Origin of the sequence: Pseudomonas sp. AK181 (assembly GCF_051122975.1) — a bacterium.
Lineage (GTDB): Bacteria > Pseudomonadota > Gammaproteobacteria > Pseudomonadales > Pseudomonadaceae > Aquipseudomonas > Aquipseudomonas lactis.
Window position 1 is genome coordinate 5145565 of the sequence record NZ_CP146348.1, and the last position, 18345, is coordinate 5163909.

The 18345-nt window shown below is 58.9% G+C and carries 16 protein-coding genes; 2 read left to right on the forward strand and 14 right to left on the reverse strand.

Annotated features, from left to right (window positions below; translation table 11 throughout):
• Positions 1 to 88 precede the first annotated feature (88 nt).
• A complete protein-coding gene (locus tag V8689_RS23475; protein ID WP_223816942.1) occupies positions 89 to 4060 on the forward strand; it encodes a membrane-targeted effector domain-containing toxin in 3972 nt (1323 codons plus the stop codon).
• Between the two features lie 54 nt (positions 4061 to 4114).
• On the opposite strand, the gene V8689_RS23480 is transcribed toward V8689_RS23475, so the two are convergent.
• Positions 4115 to 4357, reverse strand: a complete 243-nt coding sequence (locus V8689_RS23480) for a hypothetical protein (RefSeq protein ID WP_223816943.1) — start codon at positions 4355 to 4357, stop codon at positions 4115 to 4117.
• A 68-nt stretch (positions 4358 to 4425) separates the two neighbouring features.
• Here V8689_RS23480 and leuA point away from each other — a divergent pair, with 68 nt between their 5' ends.
• The gene (gene leuA / locus V8689_RS23485) at positions 4426 to 6105 is read left to right on the forward strand and encodes a 2-isopropylmalate synthase (protein ID WP_014719812.1); all 1680 of its coding nucleotides are present in this window, start codon (positions 4426 to 4428) and stop codon (positions 6103 to 6105) included.
• Between the two features lie 200 nt (positions 6106 to 6305).
• Here the strand turns inward: leuA and V8689_RS23490 are convergent, their stop codons facing one another.
• From V8689_RS23490 to fdx, 13 genes are all read right to left on the reverse strand, one after another.
• Positions 6306 to 7097 (reverse strand): amidohydrolase, encoded by a 792-nt coding sequence (locus V8689_RS23490; protein ID WP_056789234.1) that lies wholly within the window; start codon positions 7095 to 7097, stop codon positions 6306 to 6308.
• Positions 7085 to 8233, reverse strand: a complete 1149-nt coding sequence (locus V8689_RS23495) for a pyridoxal phosphate-dependent aminotransferase (RefSeq protein ID WP_056789052.1) — start codon at positions 8231 to 8233, stop codon at positions 7085 to 7087. Before V8689_RS23495 ends, V8689_RS23490 begins: the two co-directional genes overlap by 13 nt.
• 134 nt (positions 8234 to 8367) lie before the next feature.
• Entirely contained in the window at positions 8368 to 9837 is a 1470-nt protein-coding gene (gene der, locus V8689_RS23500) for a ribosome biogenesis GTPase Der (protein ID WP_003194008.1), read from the reverse strand.
• Between the two features lie 258 nt (positions 9838 to 10095).
• On the reverse strand, positions 10096 to 11247 hold the full coding sequence (bamB, locus tag V8689_RS23505; protein ID WP_003194009.1) for an outer membrane protein assembly factor BamB: 1152 nt from the start codon (positions 11245 to 11247) through the stop codon (positions 10096 to 10098).
• Entirely contained in the window at positions 11240 to 11881 is a 642-nt protein-coding gene (locus V8689_RS23510; protein WP_056789048.1) for a YfgM family protein, read from the reverse strand. The genes bamB and V8689_RS23510 overlap by 8 nt, the downstream gene beginning before the upstream one ends.
• Positions 11882 to 11922: 41 nt before the next feature.
• Positions 11923 to 13212, reverse strand: coding sequence for a histidine--tRNA ligase (gene hisS / locus V8689_RS23515; protein ID WP_056789045.1), 1290 nt, complete (start codon positions 13210 to 13212; stop codon positions 11923 to 11925).
• A gap of 23 nt (positions 13213 to 13235) precedes the next feature.
• Complete coding sequence (ispG, locus tag V8689_RS23520) at positions 13236 to 14345, reverse strand: flavodoxin-dependent (E)-4-hydroxy-3-methylbut-2-enyl-diphosphate synthase (protein WP_003175952.1); 1110 nt, start codon at positions 14343 to 14345, stop codon at positions 13236 to 13238.
• A gap of 2 nt (positions 14346 to 14347) precedes the next feature.
• Positions 14348 to 15322 (reverse strand): RodZ domain-containing protein, encoded by a 975-nt coding sequence (locus V8689_RS23525; RefSeq protein WP_060766104.1) that lies wholly within the window; start codon positions 15320 to 15322, stop codon positions 14348 to 14350.
• Positions 15322 to 16080, reverse strand: a complete 759-nt coding sequence (gene pilW, locus V8689_RS23530; protein ID WP_056789040.1) for a type IV pilus biogenesis/stability protein PilW — start codon at positions 16078 to 16080, stop codon at positions 15322 to 15324. Before pilW ends, V8689_RS23525 begins: the two co-directional genes overlap by 1 nt.
• A gap of 12 nt (positions 16081 to 16092) precedes the next feature.
• Entirely contained in the window at positions 16093 to 17241 is a 1149-nt protein-coding gene (gene rlmN / locus V8689_RS23535) for a 23S rRNA (adenine(2503)-C(2))-methyltransferase RlmN (protein ID WP_003194014.1), read from the reverse strand.
• A gap of 29 nt (positions 17242 to 17270) precedes the next feature.
• Positions 17271 to 17696 carry a nucleoside-diphosphate kinase gene (gene ndk, locus V8689_RS23540; protein ID WP_003175956.1) on the reverse strand — a complete coding sequence of 142 codons (426 nt, stop codon included), beginning with the start codon at positions 17694 to 17696 and terminating at the stop codon, positions 17271 to 17273.
• 91 nt (positions 17697 to 17787) lie between these two features.
• Positions 17788 to 17988 (reverse strand): Fe-S cluster assembly protein IscX, encoded by a 201-nt coding sequence (gene iscX / locus V8689_RS23545; RefSeq protein ID WP_003194015.1) that lies wholly within the window; start codon positions 17986 to 17988, stop codon positions 17788 to 17790.
• Between the two features lie 14 nt (positions 17989 to 18002).
• Positions 18003 to 18344: an ISC system 2Fe-2S type ferredoxin gene (gene fdx / locus V8689_RS23550; RefSeq protein WP_032895388.1), complete on the reverse strand. Its 342-nt coding sequence runs from the start codon at positions 18342 to 18344 to the stop codon at positions 18003 to 18005.
• Position 18345: the final 1 nt, after the last annotated feature.

The following is an 18345-nucleotide window of genomic DNA, read 5'->3' on the forward strand; positions in this document are numbered from 1 at the left end:
TAGTACGACACAAGCGCTTGCTCGCGCCTCAACCTACGCCCCCGACACTCCCCCTGTCCCCACTTCGCCCGGCATAGCCAGCGCGCAAATGCGTTACCCCAGCTTGGAGAAACATTTCAAACCCGGCAAACAGTTAGCCTACACCGTTGAACATGCCCTCCTGACGGAGGACATGCAGCGCCTGCACAACCAACAGCCAAGCTTCAAGGCCTTCATACAGGCGCAACTCGAAGAAGCATTCCCCACCGTCCGGCCTCTGGATGCCGAGACAATGAGCATCAATCGTTACCGAATTAACGGCAACGAGGTGTCACGGGAGTCATCCGAACCGCTAATGACCGCCCTGGCCAGGATGGTCCAAGACATCCTGGCTAATCCCGACAAACTGATAAGCCCTGAGCGCGACATACACACCGAATTCACTCATCGCACCAGCCTGGACGACGATCTGGCACTGCCCGCCGCCACCACGAGCACCTTGCAAACCATCGCGCGCAGCATCGCCACGCAGTACCCACAAGCAATTGAACGCTATTGGAACACCGCCAGCCCGGTGCATGAAGACCCGAGCAAGCACGAGTCGCCACTGAATCAGCTGTTGACCCTGCACAAACGCCAATTGTCGATCCTGGCAGCCTTGCGTGTCAGCGATCAGACCCTCAGTCCAGAAAGCAAAGCACTGATCGACGACGCGCTGCGATACCCCACTCTGGATGCCCGCGAGAAAAACTTCGCCGATGGTGGTCGCCTAGGTGTGTACCCCATCACGGTCGATGACAAAACCGAACGCGGCGCGATGCTGGCGGGCGCGTTTCTCATCACCAAAAACGACGGCTCACAGGCCACGCCGCCTACCTGGCCGAATGGGCGCACCCTTGAACTCAACGACACCCATGGCCCCGTCGTGCTGTACACACCCGGCGAAGGATTCGAAGAGTTTGCAACGCCCGCCCAGGCACGTCAGGCACTGGCCGACCGACTGGATCAAGGCGGCACCGCGGCCCAGCTATTGTTACAAACCCTGCCACCGGCCCTGCAAAACCGGGCTGACGGTTTCTCCGGCGATGACCTGATGCGCAGCGCCTCGCCATCGTCCGGGGATGTGTTGGCAGAAGCCGTGGCTTGGATGGTCAGGCGCCAGCAAGCAGAAACCAAGGCAGGTTTGGACAAAGCCTTGGCCCCAGGCAGCACCACCAGCCCTTTGCTCGACAACGCCTCAGCCCAAGGCATCGATCACGCGGCTGACTGGTCGTATCTGCTCGATGGCAGCAATGCGATGCTGGCCCGGGATGCGAGACTGACTGACAAAAACCAACCGGAGTGGTTGAAGAACCTGTCTGCGGCTCAAGAAGCGGTGTTTTTGCATTTGGAGCGTGCGCAAGAGAAAAGCCTGGAGACGCTGGCGCCACTGCTCGCAAAAATCCCGTCACTGGGAGGCTTCTCACGGGACAGACTGAATGCGGCCATCAAGAAGCAGTACCCGAACGCAGCGGTCGATGCTGACCAATTAAAAGTACAGATACACACCCGCACCGGCATCCAGGGTGGGCGTGGGACTGGCCAGCCGCTTTATGACAAAAAGGACTCCGTCTCGCTGACCGACCTGGCGCTGAACAACCCCAGCGGTTTTCCAGCCATCGAGAGGGGCACGTTTACCGATGTAAAAATGACCTTGGCGTTGCTCGACACACAAGGTAAGCCCGTCCTGGACGTGGCTGGCAAGCCGGTGATCCTGGACACCGACGCGCTTAAAAAGCTGGTCAATGCCGTCGATGTCGGCGGCGAATACACCAAGCTGCTCAAACAGGAGATGGCCACTGACACCGAGGTTGGCAGCGCTGCGCAATTGCGTACAGCCTGGCAAACCAACCTGGAAGACGCGATGGCCAAGGAGGCGTTTTTATCAGAACTCAATCCCGACGCTTACACGGAAAAAGCCCAGCAAGACACTAGCACCAAGCGTGCGGTGCAGTGGGTTGATGCGGTAGTGGACCACCCCAATCCCGTCACGCGCCCCCAAGTGGATGGAAAAAACATCGTGGCCAACAGCCTTGTCCACCGTGGGTTGGCGGTGCAAGGCGTGATGGTGATCGGCAATCAGACGGACTCGGCGTTGGTGCTTTACACCCCCAAGGCTCCCGACGGCATCACCTTTCGCGAAGTGGCGGACCACAAAGCCCTGGACGCCCTTCTGGCTAAAGGTGAGTGGGCGTCGTATATCGCAAAAAGAAAATCGCCCGTCAGTAAAGATGACATCGCGCAATTCAAGGAAGCCCTTAAAGAAAAGGCATACAACCCTTTGAAGCTGATCTCCCCTGAACTGATCACTTCATCGATCAAGCTACTGGGCAGTGCGACCAGCCTGAAGCCGATCGAAGGTAATGTTCAGGAACACCTGTACACACAACACGTACAGATGGTGCTCGACCGAGCGGATCATCAGTCGGTAAGCAGCGAGGAAGTGGCGAAGCAATCCACCCTCAACAAAATCGAGTTCGGCATCGAAGTGGCCTTGATCTTCGCGGACCTGATACCCGTGGTCGGTAAAGGGGTGTCCTCAGGTGTTCGACTGGGTAAAGCCGCTGTGACTGCGCTGCGCGCCAATAGCAAGATCTTGCCGCACTTGATCAGAAAACCTGGCTTGGCGCGCACGATCTACAGTGACTTCAGCCTGGCTGCCACAGGCATCTCCAATCTTCGTGCGGCCCCCATGCGGCCGGTATTCAGAGCCACCGGCCAAGCCGGCCCGCTGGTGGCACGCTCGGGCCCTAGAGCGCTGCCGGCGCCCGCTATCCCTCCCACGGCAGTCGCCTCCACCAGCAGCGGCGTCACCACCGTCGCCACGCGCCCCTCGACCACCGTCGCCGTGCCAAACCGCGACCTGAGCGCCTACGCCGTACCCGACGACGTCATCCGTGGGGCGCACCTAGGGTCCAACGGCACCTATAACGTCGGTGGTAATTGGTATATACGGTACACCGACGTTACCGGCGAAAACCGGGTCTATCAGATCCACTCAGCGTTCCACGCATCCAGCGGGCGGGTCGATATCATCAACCCCAATGCCCCGGCGACGGCTTCCCGAAGCGAGAGGACAGTGGCGTTTCTACAATCGGCAGGAAATGGTGAATGGCGACTCAATCAGATGACGGGTGGCGTTCAACCAGGCAATGCTCTGCCCCAAGCCCCTGAACGATATATGGATAGAGTGCTCTCGGGGGCAGCTGCCGATGACTTTGTAAACCCAACGGATGCCACAGTCAGAACTATCCGCAGATGGCACAGGCGCGATATGAGGGCCCACTACAAAAAACTTCGAAGAGCAGTGACTCAACGGCCTTCCATGCCTGCGCTGACAGACAAGAGCACCTCACCGGAAACGGCCATTCAGAATATCCTTTCTCAACCTGACGTACGCGGCCTCGTAATCGGTGAATCACACAATGACCCTGCCCCTTTTCAACTGATTATTGATCAGATGCAAACCTTCGCCAATAGCGGTGTGACCACCATTTACCTTGAAGGCGCCCCGTTTATTGAAGGCTCTTCGAGATTAAATGCTTCGGCGTTAACAGAGGCTCATGCTCAATACCTGTCACCTCGCCACTACGACCCCGTATATACGGGCGGCCCCACGATGCTGGACGTCATCATCGAAGCCAGAAAACATGGCATTAACGTCATAGGGCTCGAACACTACGAATTGACCCTGCACTCCGGGAAGGCCGCCGCATGGAGAGCCCAGCCTGGTTACCTGAACGAACGCCTTCCAGAGTTCAACTATTACGCGTCACAAATCATCCAGAAAACCCCACCTTGGGAAAAATTCGTGAGCGTTGTGGGTAGCGCGCATATGAATAATTTTGTGGGTGTGCCGGGCATCGCGGAACAGACCGGAGCGGTCGGGATATCCGTATCATCCGCCTTGAAAGGCACCTCAAGCAGAGTTCGTCAGCCTCCCTATACCAAGCCTGCCCCGATCAAACTCACGCGGGGCGGCAACTTTCGACCCGTTGGAGACGTTAACATCGAATACAACATAGATGGGCTGCTCGTCTGAGGGCCCCTTGCAACGACCACCACGCAGCCTTCGGGCTGCGTTGACCACTATTGCTTACAAAAAACCAAACAGAGAATAAATATTAGAAAAACGGCAAATACCAACAATAAAAAACCAACAAACCATAAAAAAATAGAAGTTATACCAATTTTTTTTCGATGCTTGCCATCCCTCAGTCTCGCGGTTAGGGTTGACTGCATGAAAACCTCTCATACCCTCATCCAGCTCCGCCAGCACCGCAGCCTGTGCCTCGTCAGCGCACGACTGCCAGGCTGAATCGATCTGCCTCGTCTTCACGTTTTATCCCCAATAACAGTTCTACGGCAGGCCGCCTTTTCTCGGCCCCTACAACCAAGGATTTCCCGATGAGCATGCTCAAAGACCCGTCTTCGAAATACCGCGCGTTCCCGACCATCGATATCCCGGACCGTACCTGGCCGTCGAAAACCATTACCCAAGCGCCTATCTGGTGCAGCTCCGACCTGCGTGATGGCAACCAGTCGCTGATCGAGCCGATGGACGCGGTGAAAAAGCTGCGCTTCTGGAAGACCCTGGTGGCCGTTGGCGTGAAGGAAATCGAAGCCTCGTTCCCGGCCGCTTCGCAAACCGACTTCGACTTTGTGCGCACCCTGATCGAAGACAACCACATCCCCGAGGACACCACCATCCAGGTGCTGACCCAGGGCCGTGAAGACTTGATCGCACGCACCTTCGAATCCCTGCGCGGTGCCAAGAAAGCCATTGTGCATTTGTACAATGCCACCTCGCCGTCGTTCCGCCGCATCGTGTTCAACCAGGACAAGGACGGCATCAAGGCCATCGCGGTCAACGCGGCCAAGCTGTTCGTCAAGTACGCTGCCCAGCAGCCGGAAACCCAGTGGACGTTCGAATACTCCCCAGAGACCTTCAGCGCCACTGAGCTGGAGTTCGCCAAGGAAGTCTGTGACGCGGTGATCGAGGTGTGGAACCCGACGCCTGAGCACAAGATGATCCTCAACCTGCCCGCCACGGTTGAATGCGCCACCCCTAACATCTATGCCGACCAGATCGAGTGGTTCGGTCGCCATATCAACCGTCGTGACAGCGTGATCATCAGCCTGCACACCCACAACGACCGCGGCACTGGCGTGGCGGCCACCGAGTTGGGCCTGATGGCCGGTGCCGACCGTGTCGAAGGCTGCCTGTTCGGCAACGGCGAGCGTACCGGTAACGTCGATCTGGTCACCGTGGCGCTGAACATGTACACCCAGGGCCTGGACCCGCAACTGGACTTCTCCGACATTGACGGCGTGCGCAAAGTGGTCGAGGAGTGCAACCAGATCCAGGTGCATCCACGTCACCCATACGTCGGCGACTTGGTACACACCGCGTTCTCCGGCTCCCACCAGGACGCGATCCGTAAAGGCTTCTCCCAGCAGAAAGACGATGCCTTGTGGGAAGTGCCGTACTTGCCGATCGACCCGGCCGACATTGGCCGCAGCTACGAGGCGGTGATCCGCGTGAACAGCCAGTCGGGCAAGGGCGGCATCGCCTACCTGCTGGAGCAGGAATACGACATCAGCTTGCCGCGTCGCATGCAGATCGAGTTCAGCCAAGTGGTGCAGGCCGAGACTGATCGCGTGGGCCTGGAGATGACCGCGCCACAGATCTACGCCTTGCTGCAGCGTGAATACCTGCAAGCCAACACGCCGTATGCGTTGGTCAGCCATCGTCTGCAGGAAGAGAACGGCAATAGTTTTGTCGAGGTGGAAGTCTCCGGCAAAGGCCAGGGCGAAACCAACCTGCACTGGAAGGGCAAAGGCAACGGTGCGTTGGAAGCGCTGGTAGCGGGCCTGCCGATTGGTGTGGAGATCATGGACTACAACGAGCACGCGATTGGTGCGGGTACCAATGCCAAGGCGGCGGCCTACATTGAACTGCGCGTGAACGGCGAACGCCCGGTGCATGGTGTGGGGATCGATGAAAACATCACTACCGCCAGCTTCAAGGCGCTGTTCAGTGCGCTGAACCGTTCGTTGAGCCAGTTGGAAGCCAAAGCGGCGTAGAGCTTAGCGCTGCAATGCAAAAGGCCCCTGGGTGAGAATCCAGGGGCCTTTTTGTTCGGCGTCAGCGTTGTATTGTTTGTGGGGCCGTCATCGCGGGCAAGCCCGGCTCCCACATTTGGATTGCATTTTTCAGGTAACCCCAATCAACTGTGGGAGCCGGGCTTGCCCGCGATGAGGCCCTTGCAGGCGACAGATAAGCCTTAGACAAACTGAAAGCTATCGGCATCCAGGTTCGCCGGGAATCGCGTACGGTAAGCCGCCAGCTCCGCCGCATCCAGGATCACCTGGAACACCCCATCCGCCTCCCCCGCACTCAGCAACGTCTCACCCTGAAAATCCAGCACCTGGCTATCGCCGGTGTAGGCAAACCCCTTGCCGTCGGTGCCCACCCGATTCACCGCCGCCACATAGCACAGGTTTTCAATCGCTCGTGCCGGCAACAGCCGATTCCAATGCTGACGCCGAGCACCTGGCCAGTTGGCGGTGTACAGCAGCAGGTCCGTATCCTGGGCATCGCGGCTCCACACCGGGAAGCGCAGGTCATAGCAGATCAACGGGCGAATGCGCCAACCCTTCAATTCGAACTGCACCTGGCGCTCGCCTGGGGTGTAATGGTCATGTTCACCGGCCATGCGGAACAGGTGGCGCTTGTCGTAATGCAACACCTCGCCATCCGGCCGCGCCCACAGCAGGCGGTTGCGGTGGCTGCCATCGGCGGCCTGGATGATCACACTGCCGGTAATCACGGCCTGATACTTTGCCGCCTGGGCCTGGAGCCAACGATGGGTGGGGCCGTTTTCCGGCTCGGCGAGGGCTTCTGATTCCATGGAAAACCCTGTGGTGAACATCTCCGGCAGCACGATCAAGTCGGCGCCTTTGGCCTGCTCCAGCAGCAACTCAAAGTGTTCGAAATTGGCCTGGCGGTCATGCCAGGCCAGGCTTGTCTGCACCAGGGCAATGTTCAGATTGGGTAATGTACTCAGATCACGCATAGTTTTTGCGCTGCATGTCGCAGCGTCTCCTCGCGTTTGGCAAAGCACAGGCGCACCAGGCGCTGGCCTTGGGGTGGGTGCTGGTAGAACACCGAAACCGGAATGGTCGCCACGCCATGTTCGCGGGTCATCCATAGGGACATGGCCACGTCATCCAGGTCTGGGCGAATCTGCGAGTAATCCACCAGTTGAAAGTAAGTGCCGGTCACCCGGGTGAAGCTCAAGCGCGATGGCGCCAGCAGGTCGCAGAACAGGTCCCGCTTGGCCTGATAGAAGGCCGGCAATTCTTCGACATGTTCCGGGTGTTCGGCCATGAAGTCCGCCAAAGCGTACTGCAAAGGGGTGACGCCGCAGAAGTTGACATATTGATGCACCTTGCGCAGTTCGGCACTAAGGGCCGGTGGCGCGACCACGTAGCCGGTCTTCCAGCCTGTGACGTGATAGGTCTTGCCGAATGAGCTGACCACGAACGCGCGCTGATACAGCTCCTCATGGGCCAATACACTGACGTGGGGCACGCCGTCGAACACCAAGTGCTCGTAGACCTCATCGCTGACCAGGTAGATATCGCGGTCGCGGATCAGTTCGGCCAACTGGTCCAGTTCGGCACGGCTGATCAATGCACCGGTGGGGTTGTGCGGGCTATTGAGGATGATCATGCGCGTACGCGGTGAAAGCGCAGCCTTGAGTTTCTCGAAGTCCAGGGCGAAGCCTTGCAGGCTCAGTTGCACATGCACGCAACGACCACCGGCCAGTTCAACCGAAGGCTCGTAGCTGTCGTAGCTGGGGTCGAACACGATGACTTCATCGCCGCTGCGAATCACCGCCTGGATCGCGCAGAAGATCGCTTCGGTGGCGCCAGGCGTGATGGTCACTTCAGTGTCCGCATTCACCGTGGCGCCATAGCTGCGGGCAATCTTGGTCGCCACTTGCTGGCGCAGCGCCGGCAAGCCAGTCATGGGGGCGTACTGGTTATGACCGAGGGCGATGTGCTTACCCACTGCATCGAGCAAACCCTGCGGGCCATTGAAATCGGGAAAACCCTGGGACAGGTTGAGCGCGCCGGTTTCAGCGGCGAGTTGCGACATGGTGGTGAAAATGGTCGTGCCGACGTTTGGCAGCTTACTGGTGATCATCAAAAGCCCCTGCAGGTGAGCCCCAAGTTTTAAGCTGCCAATTGCACCGGGTCAAGGTACAAACGGTCGCGCACAAAAAAGGGCTCCAAAGGAGCCCTTTTTTGCAGCGTGTCGCTTACCACTCAAAGCTGCCGTTATTTCTTGTCACGGCGCTTCTTGTCGGCCTTCTTGTGGTGAGTCATCAAACGACGCTTCTTGTTCACCTGACGGTCGGTCAGTGTGTTCTTGTTGCCTTCGTATGGGTTATCGCCACCTTTGAACTCGATACGGATCGGCGTACCGACCAGCTTCAAGACACGGCGGTAGGTGTTTTCCAGGTAACGCACGTACGACTTGGGCACCTTCTCGATCTGGTTACCGTGAATCACGATAATCGGCGGGTTGGCACCACCCAAGTGGGCGTAACGCAGTTTGATCCGGCGGTTGTTGACCATCGGCGGTGCGTGCTCGCCCACTGCGTCTTCCAGGATCTGGGTGAGGCGGTTGGTCGGCCAGCGGGTGACCGCAGACTTGAACGAGTTCTGTACGGACGCGTAGAGGTTGCCCACGCCAGTGCCGTGCAGTGCCGAAATAAAGTGGATATCGGCGAACTCGACGAAGAACAAGCGGCGCTGCAGCTCGATCTTGACGAAATCACGCTCGCTCGGCGTCATGCCGTCCCACTTGTTGATGGCGATCACCAGGGCGCGACCGGCTTCCAGGGCAAAGCCCAGCAAGTTGAGGTCGTGGTCCACCACGCCTTCGCGGGCATCCATCACGAAGATCACCACGTTGGCGTCTTTGATGGCTTGCAGGGTTTTGACCACGGAGAACTTTTCAACTTCTTCGTGGATCTTGCCGCGCTTGCGCACACCGGCGGTATCGATCAGCGTGTACTTTTCCTCGTTGCGTTCGAACGGGATGTAGATGCTGTCGCGGGTGGTACCGGGCTGGTCGTAGACGATAACGCGGTCTTCACCGAGCATACGGTTGACCAGGGTCGACTTGCCGACGTTCGGGCGGCCGATGATAGCGATCTTGATACCGTCTTTTTCGCTCGGGCCCGGAATGCGCTTGGCTTCCTCGCCTTCAGCGACGATCTCTTCTTCGCCCTCTTCTTCCTCGACGTCATCCTTGGGGAAGTCGCGCAGGGCGATTTCCAGCATCTGGGTGATGCCACGACCGTGAGCACCGGCGACCGGGATCGCGTCGCCCAGGCCCATCGGGCTGAATTCGGCACGGGCCGCCTCAGGATCGATGTTGTCGATCTTGTTGGCGACCAGATAGGAACGCTTGTTGCGCTTGCGCAGGTGCTCGCCAATCATCTGGTCGGCAGCGGTGTAGCCCGCACGGGCGTCCACCAGGAACAGCACCACATCGGCCTCTTCGATAGCGAGCAGCGACTGCTCGGCCATCTTTTCGTCCATGCCATGCTCGTCACCGGAGATACCACCGGTGTCGACAATAATGTAGGAGCGCCCTTGCCACTTTGCCTCACCGTATTGGCGATCACGGGTCAGACCGGACAAGTCGCCGACAATGGCGTCACGAGTCCTGGTCAGGCGGTTGAACAAGGTGGACTTGCCGACGTTAGGTCGGCCCACCAGGGCGATTACGGGAACCATGCGGCTCTCCACTTCGTTATTTCAGAAAATACAAAAGCCGCTGCAGGGCAGCGGCTGGTGCTCGGGGCGGCATTTGAAATGCCACATGCCCTGCTCTGGCACTACTTGTAGGAGCGAGCTTGCTCGCGAAAAACCCGACAACGACGCGTTTATCCAGAAAACCCGCATTATCGTTGACGTCCTTCGCGAGCAAGCTCGCTCCTACAAAGAGCATTGAAGCAGGGCCGCCTGGGGGTTACCCCAAGCATAGTCAAACCTTTACTTGATGGTCAGGGCTTCCAGCTTGCCGCCGTTGCCATACACATAAAGCATGTTACCCACCACCAGCGGACGCGCGCGCAGGCCGTCGCTGTCGATACGTTGGCGACCGACAAAACGACCGTCCACCTGGCTCAGCAGGTGCAGGTAGCCTTCGAAATCACCCACCGCCACGTAGCTGGAGAAGACTTCCGGTGCCGACAGTTGACGGCGAGCCAGGGAGTCATTGCTCCACAGTGCAGTGGTGGAACGCTCATCGACACTTTCAACGGTGCCGGATGCCAGGCTCACATAGACGCTGCCAAACCCTTGGGCGACACCCGCATAGCTGGAAGCATCACGCTGCCAGTTGATGCGGCCGCTTTGCAGGTCCAGCGCGGCAACACGGCCCTGGTAGGTGGCGACGTAGATCGTTTCACCCGACAGCAGCAAGCCGCCGTCGATGTCCACAACGCGATCCAGTTCGGAACGACCTTGTGGGATAGCCACACGGGTTTCCCAGGCCGGCACGCCGTTCTGGGTATTGAGGGCAACCACTTTACCGGTCGACAGGCCTGCAACGGCCAGGTTGTTGGTCACAATCGGACCACTGGTACCGCGCAGGGTCAACACCGCAGGGGTGCTGTCGTACAACCAGCGTTGGTCGCCGGTGGAGGCATCCAGGCCGATCACGCGGTCGTCCTGGGTTTGCACCACGACGATATCGCCGTTGGTCGCCGGTGCCGAGAGCACTTCACTGGTCACGCGAGCGCGCCATTTCTCTTCACCGGTGCTGGAATCAAGCGCGACCACGTCACCCTTGAGCGTACCGATCAGCACCATGCCGTAGCCGACGCCGACACCGCCGGAAACCGGCAGTTCGAGGTCTTTCTTCCACTTGACGTCGCCGTTCATGCGATCCATGGCAACTACAACGCCAGTGGAGTCAGTGGCCACGATGTTGTCGCCGTCAATCGCCGGCTGCAACAGGTTATAGAGGTCGCCCTGCCCATCACCAATGGATTGGCTCCATTGTTTTTGCAGGACCACTTCTTCCTTGAAGCTGGTCAGCTCGGCAGGAGGCAGTTCTTTTTTGCTGTTGCTGCTGCAACCCGCGGCCAAAACGGCCAGAGCCAGCAATGCTGCATGTTTCCAACGGATCACGTCACGCATCCCCTTTGGCCAAGTCGTCGAGCTTGATTTGTAAGCCACCGACCGCCGCTTCATCAGACAGCGCCGCCTTGGCTTTTTGGTACGCAGCATGGGCTTCGTCGGTACGACCCAATTGGACCAACAGGTCGCCCTTGAGCTCTTCGCGAGTGGCCACGAATGCCTTGTCAGCATCGCCGTCGAGCAGTTTGAGTGCTTCGTCAGCCTTGTTCTGTGCCGCCAATACCTGTGCCAGGCGCTGACGTGCGATCTCACCCAGGGTCGGGTTGGTCGGCTTGTCGGCAATGGCCTTCAGCTCGGTGGCCGCGTCATCCAGCTTGCCGGTGTCGACCGCGACTTTCGCGACGAACAGGCTGCCGTACTGGGCGTAAGTGCTACCGCCGAATTCGTTCTTCAGCTTGCCGGCCAGGTCTGCCACCTGCGCAGGGTCGGGCTTGCCGTCCGGGGTCAGGGTAGTTTCCAGCAATTGCTGATAAACGATCGAGGCACCTTGGGACTGGTTGGCCTGATACTTGGTCCAGGCTTGCCAGCCGAACACCACCACTAGCGCCAGCAGGCCACCTGTGACCAGGGGCTTGCCGTTACGCTGCCACCAGTCCTTGAAGTCGGCCAGTTGCTCATCATCAGTACTCGACACCCCAATACTCCTTAATCGCTAAATTCGGCTGTTCGACAGCTTCAACCCTGCACAACGCAGGTGGCCAAGTGCGCAGCGAGCGCATCAAAGGCAATGTTCTGTTGTTCGCCCTGGCCACGCAGGGGTTTGAAACCTATCACTTGCTGGGCCAGCTCGTCATCGCCGAGGATCAGTGCGTACAGCGCACCGCTCTTGTCGGCCTTCTTGAACTGGCTCTTGAAGCTACCAGCGCCGGCATTGACCTGCAGGCGCAGGCTCGGCAGTTGGTCACGTACTTTTTCGCTCAAGGCCAGGGCCGCCAGTTCGGCGGCCTCGCCGAAGGCGCACAAGTACACGTCCACCTGACGGGAAATCTCTTGCGGGACCTGCTCCAGGGTTTCCAGCAGCAGGATCAGCCGCTCGATGCCCATGGCAAAGCCTACGCCCGTGGTCGGCTTGCCGCCCATTTGCTCGACCAGGCCGTCGTAGCGACCACCGGCACACACGGTGCCCTGGGCGCCGAGCTTGTCGGTGACCCACTCGAACACGGTCTTGCTGTAGTAGTCGAGGCCACGCACCAGCTTGGGGTTGATCACGTAGGGAATACCGGCTGCATCCAGGCGAGCCTTGAGGCCCTCGAAGTGCACACGGGATTCGTCGTCCAGGTAATCGGCCATTTTCGGCGCATCGACCAGCACGGCCTGGGTGTCGACGTTCTTGGTATCCAGGACGCGCAACGGGTTGGTTTTCAGACGGCGTTGGCTGTCTTCGTCCAGTTTGTCCAGGTGGGCAGAGAGGTACTCGACCAGGGCTTCGCGGTAGCGGCCCCGGGACTCGCTGGTGCCCAGGCTGTTGAGTTCAAGCTTGACCGCGTCACGAATGCCCAACTGGCCCCATAGGCGCCAGGTCAGCACGATCAGCTCCGCGTCGATGTCCGGGCCGTCCAGGTTGAAAACTTCGCAACCGATCTGGTGGAACTGGCGGTAACGGCCTTTCTGAGGGCGCTCGTGGCGGAACATTGGGCCGATGTACCACAGTTTCTGGGTCTGGCCACCACCGGTGATGCCATGTTCCAGTACGGCGCGCACGCACGCGGCAGTGCCTTCCGGACGCAGGGTCAGGGAGTCGCCGTTGCGGTCTTCAAAGGTGTACATCTCTTTTTCGACGATGTCGGTCACTTCACCGATGGAGCGCTTGAACAGCTCGGTGAACTCGACGATCGGCATGCGGATCTGCTTGTAACCGTAGTTATCCAGCAGGCGCGCGACCGTGCTCTCGAAGTAGCGCCACAGTGGCGTCTGCTCCGGCAGGATGTCGTTCATGCCACGAATGGCTTGCAGAGACTTGCTCACATCAGATCCTTAAATTCGGTCAATCAGCCGCGAGCGATCAGCGCTGCGTCAGCGGCGACCTTCTCGGCCGCTTTCTCGCGGATCAGCTTTTCCAGCTCATCCACCAGATTGTCATTCGTTAGCTTCTGCGACGGCTTGCCGTCGATGTAAATCAGGTTCGGTGTACCACCGGTCAGGCCCACGTGGGCCTCTTTGGCCTCACCCGGCCCGTTGACCACACAACCGATCACTGCCACATCCAGCGGCACCAGCAGGTCTTCAAGGCGCAACTCCAGGTCGTTCATGGTTTTCACCACGTCGAAGTTCTGCCGCGAGCAACTCGGGCAGGCGATGAAGTTGATACCACGGGAACGCAAACGCAGGGATTTGAGAATGTCGTAACCGACCTTCACTTCCTCTACGGGGTCTGCCGCCAGGGAGATGCGGATAGTATCGCCAATCCCTTCGGCGAGCAGCATACCGAGACCCACCGCAGATTTCACCGTGCCTGAGCGCAAACCGCCCGCTTCAGTGATACCCAGGTGCAGCGGTTGCACGATTTCCTTGGCCAGCAGGCGATAGGCTTCTACGGCCATGAACACGTCGGATGCCTTTACGCTGACCTTGAAGTCCTGGAAATTCAGGCGTTCCAGGTGTTCAACGTGGCGCAGTGCAGACTCAACCAAGGCTGCCGGCGTGGGCTCGCCGTATTTTTTTTGCAGGTCTTTTTCCAGGGAGCCAGCGTTGACGCCGATGCGGATCGGAATACCACGATCCCGGGCAGCATCAACCACGGCACGCACACGATCTTCACGCCCGATGTTGCCGGGGTTGATACGCAGGCAGTCCACACCCAGTTCGGCCACGCGCAATGCGATCTTGTAGTCGAAGTGAATATCGGCAACCAGTGGCACCTTGACCAACTGTTTGATACGACCAAAGGCCTCGGCTGCGTCCATGTCTGGGACGGACACCCGCACGATGTCCACACCCGCCGCTTCCAGACGGTTGATCTGGGCCACGGTGGCGGCCACATCGTTGGTGTCGCTGTTGGTCATGCTCTGCACTGCGATGGGGGCGTCGCCACCCACCGGCACCGAGCCGACCCAGATCTTGCGCGATACGCGACGTTTGATTGGAGATTCGCCGTGCATGACTATTGTCCCAACTTGAGGCGAGCAGTCTCGCCACTGGTGAACGGCGCCACGTCTACAGGCTGGCCGTTGTAGGCCACTTGCGCGCCACGGGCGAAGCCCAGACGCAGCGTCAAAGGAGGCTTGCCGCCCTGGTCAAGCGTATCTCCCTTACGCTTCAAACCACTGAACAGCACTTTGCCGTTGCCATCGGTGACCTGCGTCCAGCAGTCAGCGATGAAGGTAATCTGTACGCGCCCATCACCGGCGATCAACGCAGGGGTGGTGGGAGGCGACATCGCCGGCGCTGCGGGTGCGGCTGGCGCAGGGGTCGCAGGTGCAGGTGCAGGTGCTGCCGGAGCCTGGGCCACGGGTGCTGCCGCAGTGGTCGGAGCAGCCGGGGCCGGGGCCGTGCCAGCGTCTGGCACGGGTTGCTCAGCAGTGGCCGGCGCTTGCGGCGCGGCTTGCCCTTCTACCACGGCCTGGTCTTCCGGCTCGTCCAGCGGGTGAATCTGGGTAGTGCCGTCGGCGCTTTCGACTTCGACATGTTCCATGGCATTGCTGGTCAGGTCTTTGTTGCGCTGGGAGGTCTGGTCTTGCCACCAGACGAAACCGCCGCCGACCACGGCAATCAGCAACAACAGGCTGACAATCCGCAAAATCGTGTGGGAAACGCGTGTTGGCTCTTCGATACGCCCCAACCCATGGACATTACTGCCCTGGGCGTCGGTACCGGTGAACTGGTCGAACTCCTGGACCAGCACGGCCTGGTCGATACCCAGCAATTTGGCATAGGCGCGGATATAGCCGCGGGCAAAGGTGTGCCCAGGCAGCTTGTCGAACGCGCCGGCTTCCAGGTTGGCCAGGGAGGTGCTGGTCAAATTGAGCTTGAGGGCCACTTCCGCCAGCGACCAACCATTGCTTTCGCGGGCCTGGCGCAGGGTTTCGCCTGGGTTGACGCGATTAGCTGCTACATCTTCCGGGTGCGCGGCTTTCATCATTGCTCCGACAGGTATTGCTGATATTCCGGCGTACCGGGATAGAGTCGTTCGAGTTGCTGGCCAAAACGTGCGGCCGTGTCGTGTTCTTCATGAACCGTCGCCAGGCGCACACCGAGCAATAGACTACGTGCATTTTGCCCGCTGAGCAGGCTAAAACGCTCGTAATAGTCACGTGCCGGCACATAATGCCTGTCTTCGTAAGACAACTCAGCCATTTCGAGCAATGCCCGTGGCTGGCGACTATTCAAATGCAGGGCTTTTTCCAGTTGCTGGCGGGCGCTCTCGCGTTGGCCGAGGCGCATCGAGGTCACACCGAGGTTCTCGAACACCCGCGAACGTTGCGGGTAGAGGGTATCGGTGGCGGCTTGCTGGAAATAACGTGACGCCAGGTCATACCGCTTCTGCTCGAACAGGAAACTGCCGTAGTTGTTCAGCAGCCGCGGGTCGGCAGGACGGGAGGCCAGGGCCTTGTGAAAATAGCGGTCGGCCAGCTCGGGCTCGGCCTGGGCCTGAAACACCAGGGCCAGCGCGGCGTTGGCATCGGCATCATCGGCGTCCAGCTCAAGGGCCTTTTTCAACGGCACCTTGGCCTGCTCGCTCATGCCTTGGCGCAGGTACCCCAAACCCAGTTGCACATAGGCAACTCGCGCCTCATCACGGCCTTTATCAGTGCGCAACGGGCTGTCATGGCCCGATGAAACGCAACCGGCCACGAGGCCGGTAAACAGTAAAAGCAGCGCAAGGCGCAAGGGCATAGAGATCCTCTCTCAGATTCGATTCACAGCGATTTGCGGTAAATCTTCAGCGGCGTTAAGTTCGCGCACGGCGATATAACGTTCACTGCGGCGGGTGCGGTCCATCACCTGCCCTACCAATTGGCCACACGCGGCATCGATGTCTTCACCACGAGTGGTTCGCACAGTGACGTTATAGCCGGCCTGGTGCAGTTGATCCTGGAAACGACGGATGGCGTTGTTGCTCGGCCGCTCGTAGCCAGAATGGGGAAACGGGTTGAACGGGATCAAGTTGATCTTGCACGGGGTGTCCTTGAGCAATTCGATCATCTCGACCGCGTGCTCCAGCTTGTCATTGACGTCCTTGAGCATGGTGTACTCAATGGTCAACACACGCTTTTCACCCAGGGTCGCCATATAACGCTGGCACGACTCGAGCAACATCTTAAGCGGATACTTCTTGTTGATCGGCACCAATTGGTTACGCAATGCGTCATTAGGTGCGTGCAGCGACAACGCGAGGGAGACGTCGATGTGCTTGGCCAGCTCATCGATCATCGGTACCACGCCGGAGGTCGACAGGGTCACACGGCGCTTGGAGATGCCGTAACCCAGGTCGTCCATCATCAGGTGCATGGCCGCAATCACGTTGTCGAAGTTCAGCAGCGGCTCACCCATGCCCATCATCACCACGTTGGTGATGGCACGGTCGACGGTCGCCGGGACGCTGCCAAAGGATTTGTTGGCAATCCACACCTGGCCGATGACTTCGGCGGCGGTGAGGTTGCTATTGAAGCCTTGCTTGCCGGTGGAGCAGAAACTGCAGTCCAGGGCACAGCCTGCCTGGGACGAAACGCACAAAGTGCCGCGTTTGCCCTGGGGAATGTACACGGTCTCGACACAGCTGCCGGACGCCACACGCACGACCCACTTACGGGTACCGTCGCTGGATATGTCCTCGCTGACCACTTCGGGACCACGCACCTCGGCAATGGCCTTGAGCTTGTCGCGCAGGGCCTTGCTGACGTTCGTCATGGCGTCGAAATCGTCGACGCCAAAGTGGTGAATCCACTTCATTACCTGACCGGCACGGAAACGCTTCTCCCCGATTGAGTCGAAGAATTTCTCCATTTCCGGCTGAGTCAGACCCAGCAGGTTGGTTTTAACAGTCGATGTAGTCATGGATTCACCCTCACTCTTTAAGCCGATGCTTAGCGAGCGGTTACTTCAGTAGCAGCGAAAAAGTACGAGATTTCGCGAGCAGCAGCAGCTTCGGAGTCCGAGCCGTGAACAGCGTTGGCGTCGATGGACTCAGCGAAGTCAGCACGGATGGTGCCGGCAGCCGCTTCTTTAGGGTTGGTAGCGCCCATCAGCTCACGGTTCAGAGCGATGGCGTTTTCGCCTTCCAGAACCTGAACAACAACAGGACCGGAGATCATGAAGGCAACCAGGTCGCCGAAGAAACCACGAGCGCTGTGCTCAGCGTAGAAGCCTTCAGCTTCAGCCTTGGACAGTTGCTTGAGTTTCGAAGCTACAACCTTCAGGCCGGCTTTTTCGAAACGAGTGGTGATCTCGCCGATGACGTTTTTTGCAACAGCGTCAGGCTTGATGATGGAGAAAGTACGTTGAACAGCCATGGTGTAACTCCAGAAACGGTAATTTACGAAAAATTAAACCCGCGAATTATACGCGGGTTATTGGGTATTGCCTAACTGCGTGAGGGAGGCGTCAGTCCTGTTCTTCTTTCCAGGCAGTCTGGATAGCTTCCAAGACCTTTTCACCACCACGATCACGCTCATCTTCGAACCCGGGCAATGCCATGACCATGTCACGCAAAGCTACAAAGTTCAGGGAGTAAGGATCCAAATCCGGGTTGCCATCGGCCAACAGGATAGCGATCTCTTGTACATCAACCCATTTAAGACTCATGACACTTCCTTGAATCAATGCGGCGCTTCGGCCGCATGGTTAAGCGAATATTTCGGGATTTCGACGGTGAGGTCTTCAGTCCCCACTTTCGCCTGGCAACTCAGGCGCGACGTCGGCTCCAGGCCCCACGCCCTATCAAGATAGTCTTCTTCCAGGTCGTCAGCCTCATTGAGGCTATCGAAACCTTTACGAATGATGCAGTGGCAAGTGGTGCAGGCATTGACGCCGCCACAGGCACTTTCGATCTCGATGTGGTTGTCATGCGCGACGTCGAGCAGGGACTTGCCGGTCTCAGCCTCCACGACCATGCCCTCAGGGCAATGTTCGGCGTGCGGTAGAAAAGTGACCTGCGGCATC

Excerpts from the sequence above, each read along its gene's own strand:
- V8689_RS23475 (WP_223816942.1), top strand. The coding sequence starts at position 89 with ATGCGTTACCCCAGCTTGGAGAAACATTTCAAACCCGGCAAACAGTTA.
- leuA (WP_014719812.1), top strand. The coding sequence starts at position 4,426 with ATGAGCATGCTCAAAGACCCGTCTTCGAAATACCGCGCGTTCCCGACC.
- V8689_RS23490 (WP_056789234.1), bottom strand. The coding sequence starts at position 7,097 with ATGCGTGATCTGAGTACATTACCCAATCTGAACATTGCCCTGGTGCAG.
- V8689_RS23495 (WP_056789052.1), bottom strand. The coding sequence starts at position 8,233 with ATGATCACCAGTAAGCTGCCAAACGTCGGCACGACCATTTTCACCACC.
- der (WP_003194008.1), bottom strand. The coding sequence starts at position 9,837 with ATGGTTCCCGTAATCGCCCTGGTGGGCCGACCTAACGTCGGCAAGTCC.
- bamB (WP_003194009.1), bottom strand. The coding sequence starts at position 11,247 with ATGCGTGACGTGATCCGTTGGAAACATGCAGCATTGCTGGCTCTGGCC.
- ispG (WP_003175952.1), bottom strand. The coding sequence starts at position 14,345 with ATGCACGGCGAATCTCCAATCAAACGTCGCGTATCGCGCAAGATCTGG.
- V8689_RS23525 (WP_060766104.1), bottom strand. The coding sequence starts at position 15,322 with ATGAAAGCCGCGCACCCGGAAGATGTAGCAGCTAATCGCGTCAACCCA.
- pilW (WP_056789040.1), bottom strand. The coding sequence starts at position 16,080 with ATGCCCTTGCGCCTTGCGCTGCTTTTACTGTTTACCGGCCTCGTGGCC.
- rlmN (WP_003194014.1), bottom strand. The coding sequence starts at position 17,241 with ATGACTACATCGACTGTTAAAACCAACCTGCTGGGTCTGACTCAGCCG.
- ndk (WP_003175956.1), bottom strand. The coding sequence starts at position 17,696 with ATGGCTGTTCAACGTACTTTCTCCATCATCAAGCCTGACGCTGTTGCA.
- iscX (WP_003194015.1), bottom strand. The coding sequence starts at position 17,988 with ATGAGTCTTAAATGGGTTGATGTACAAGAGATCGCTATCCTGTTGGCC.
- fdx (WP_032895388.1), bottom strand. The coding sequence starts at position 18,344 with ATGCCGCAGGTCACTTTTCTACCGCACGCCGAACATTGCCCTGAGGGC.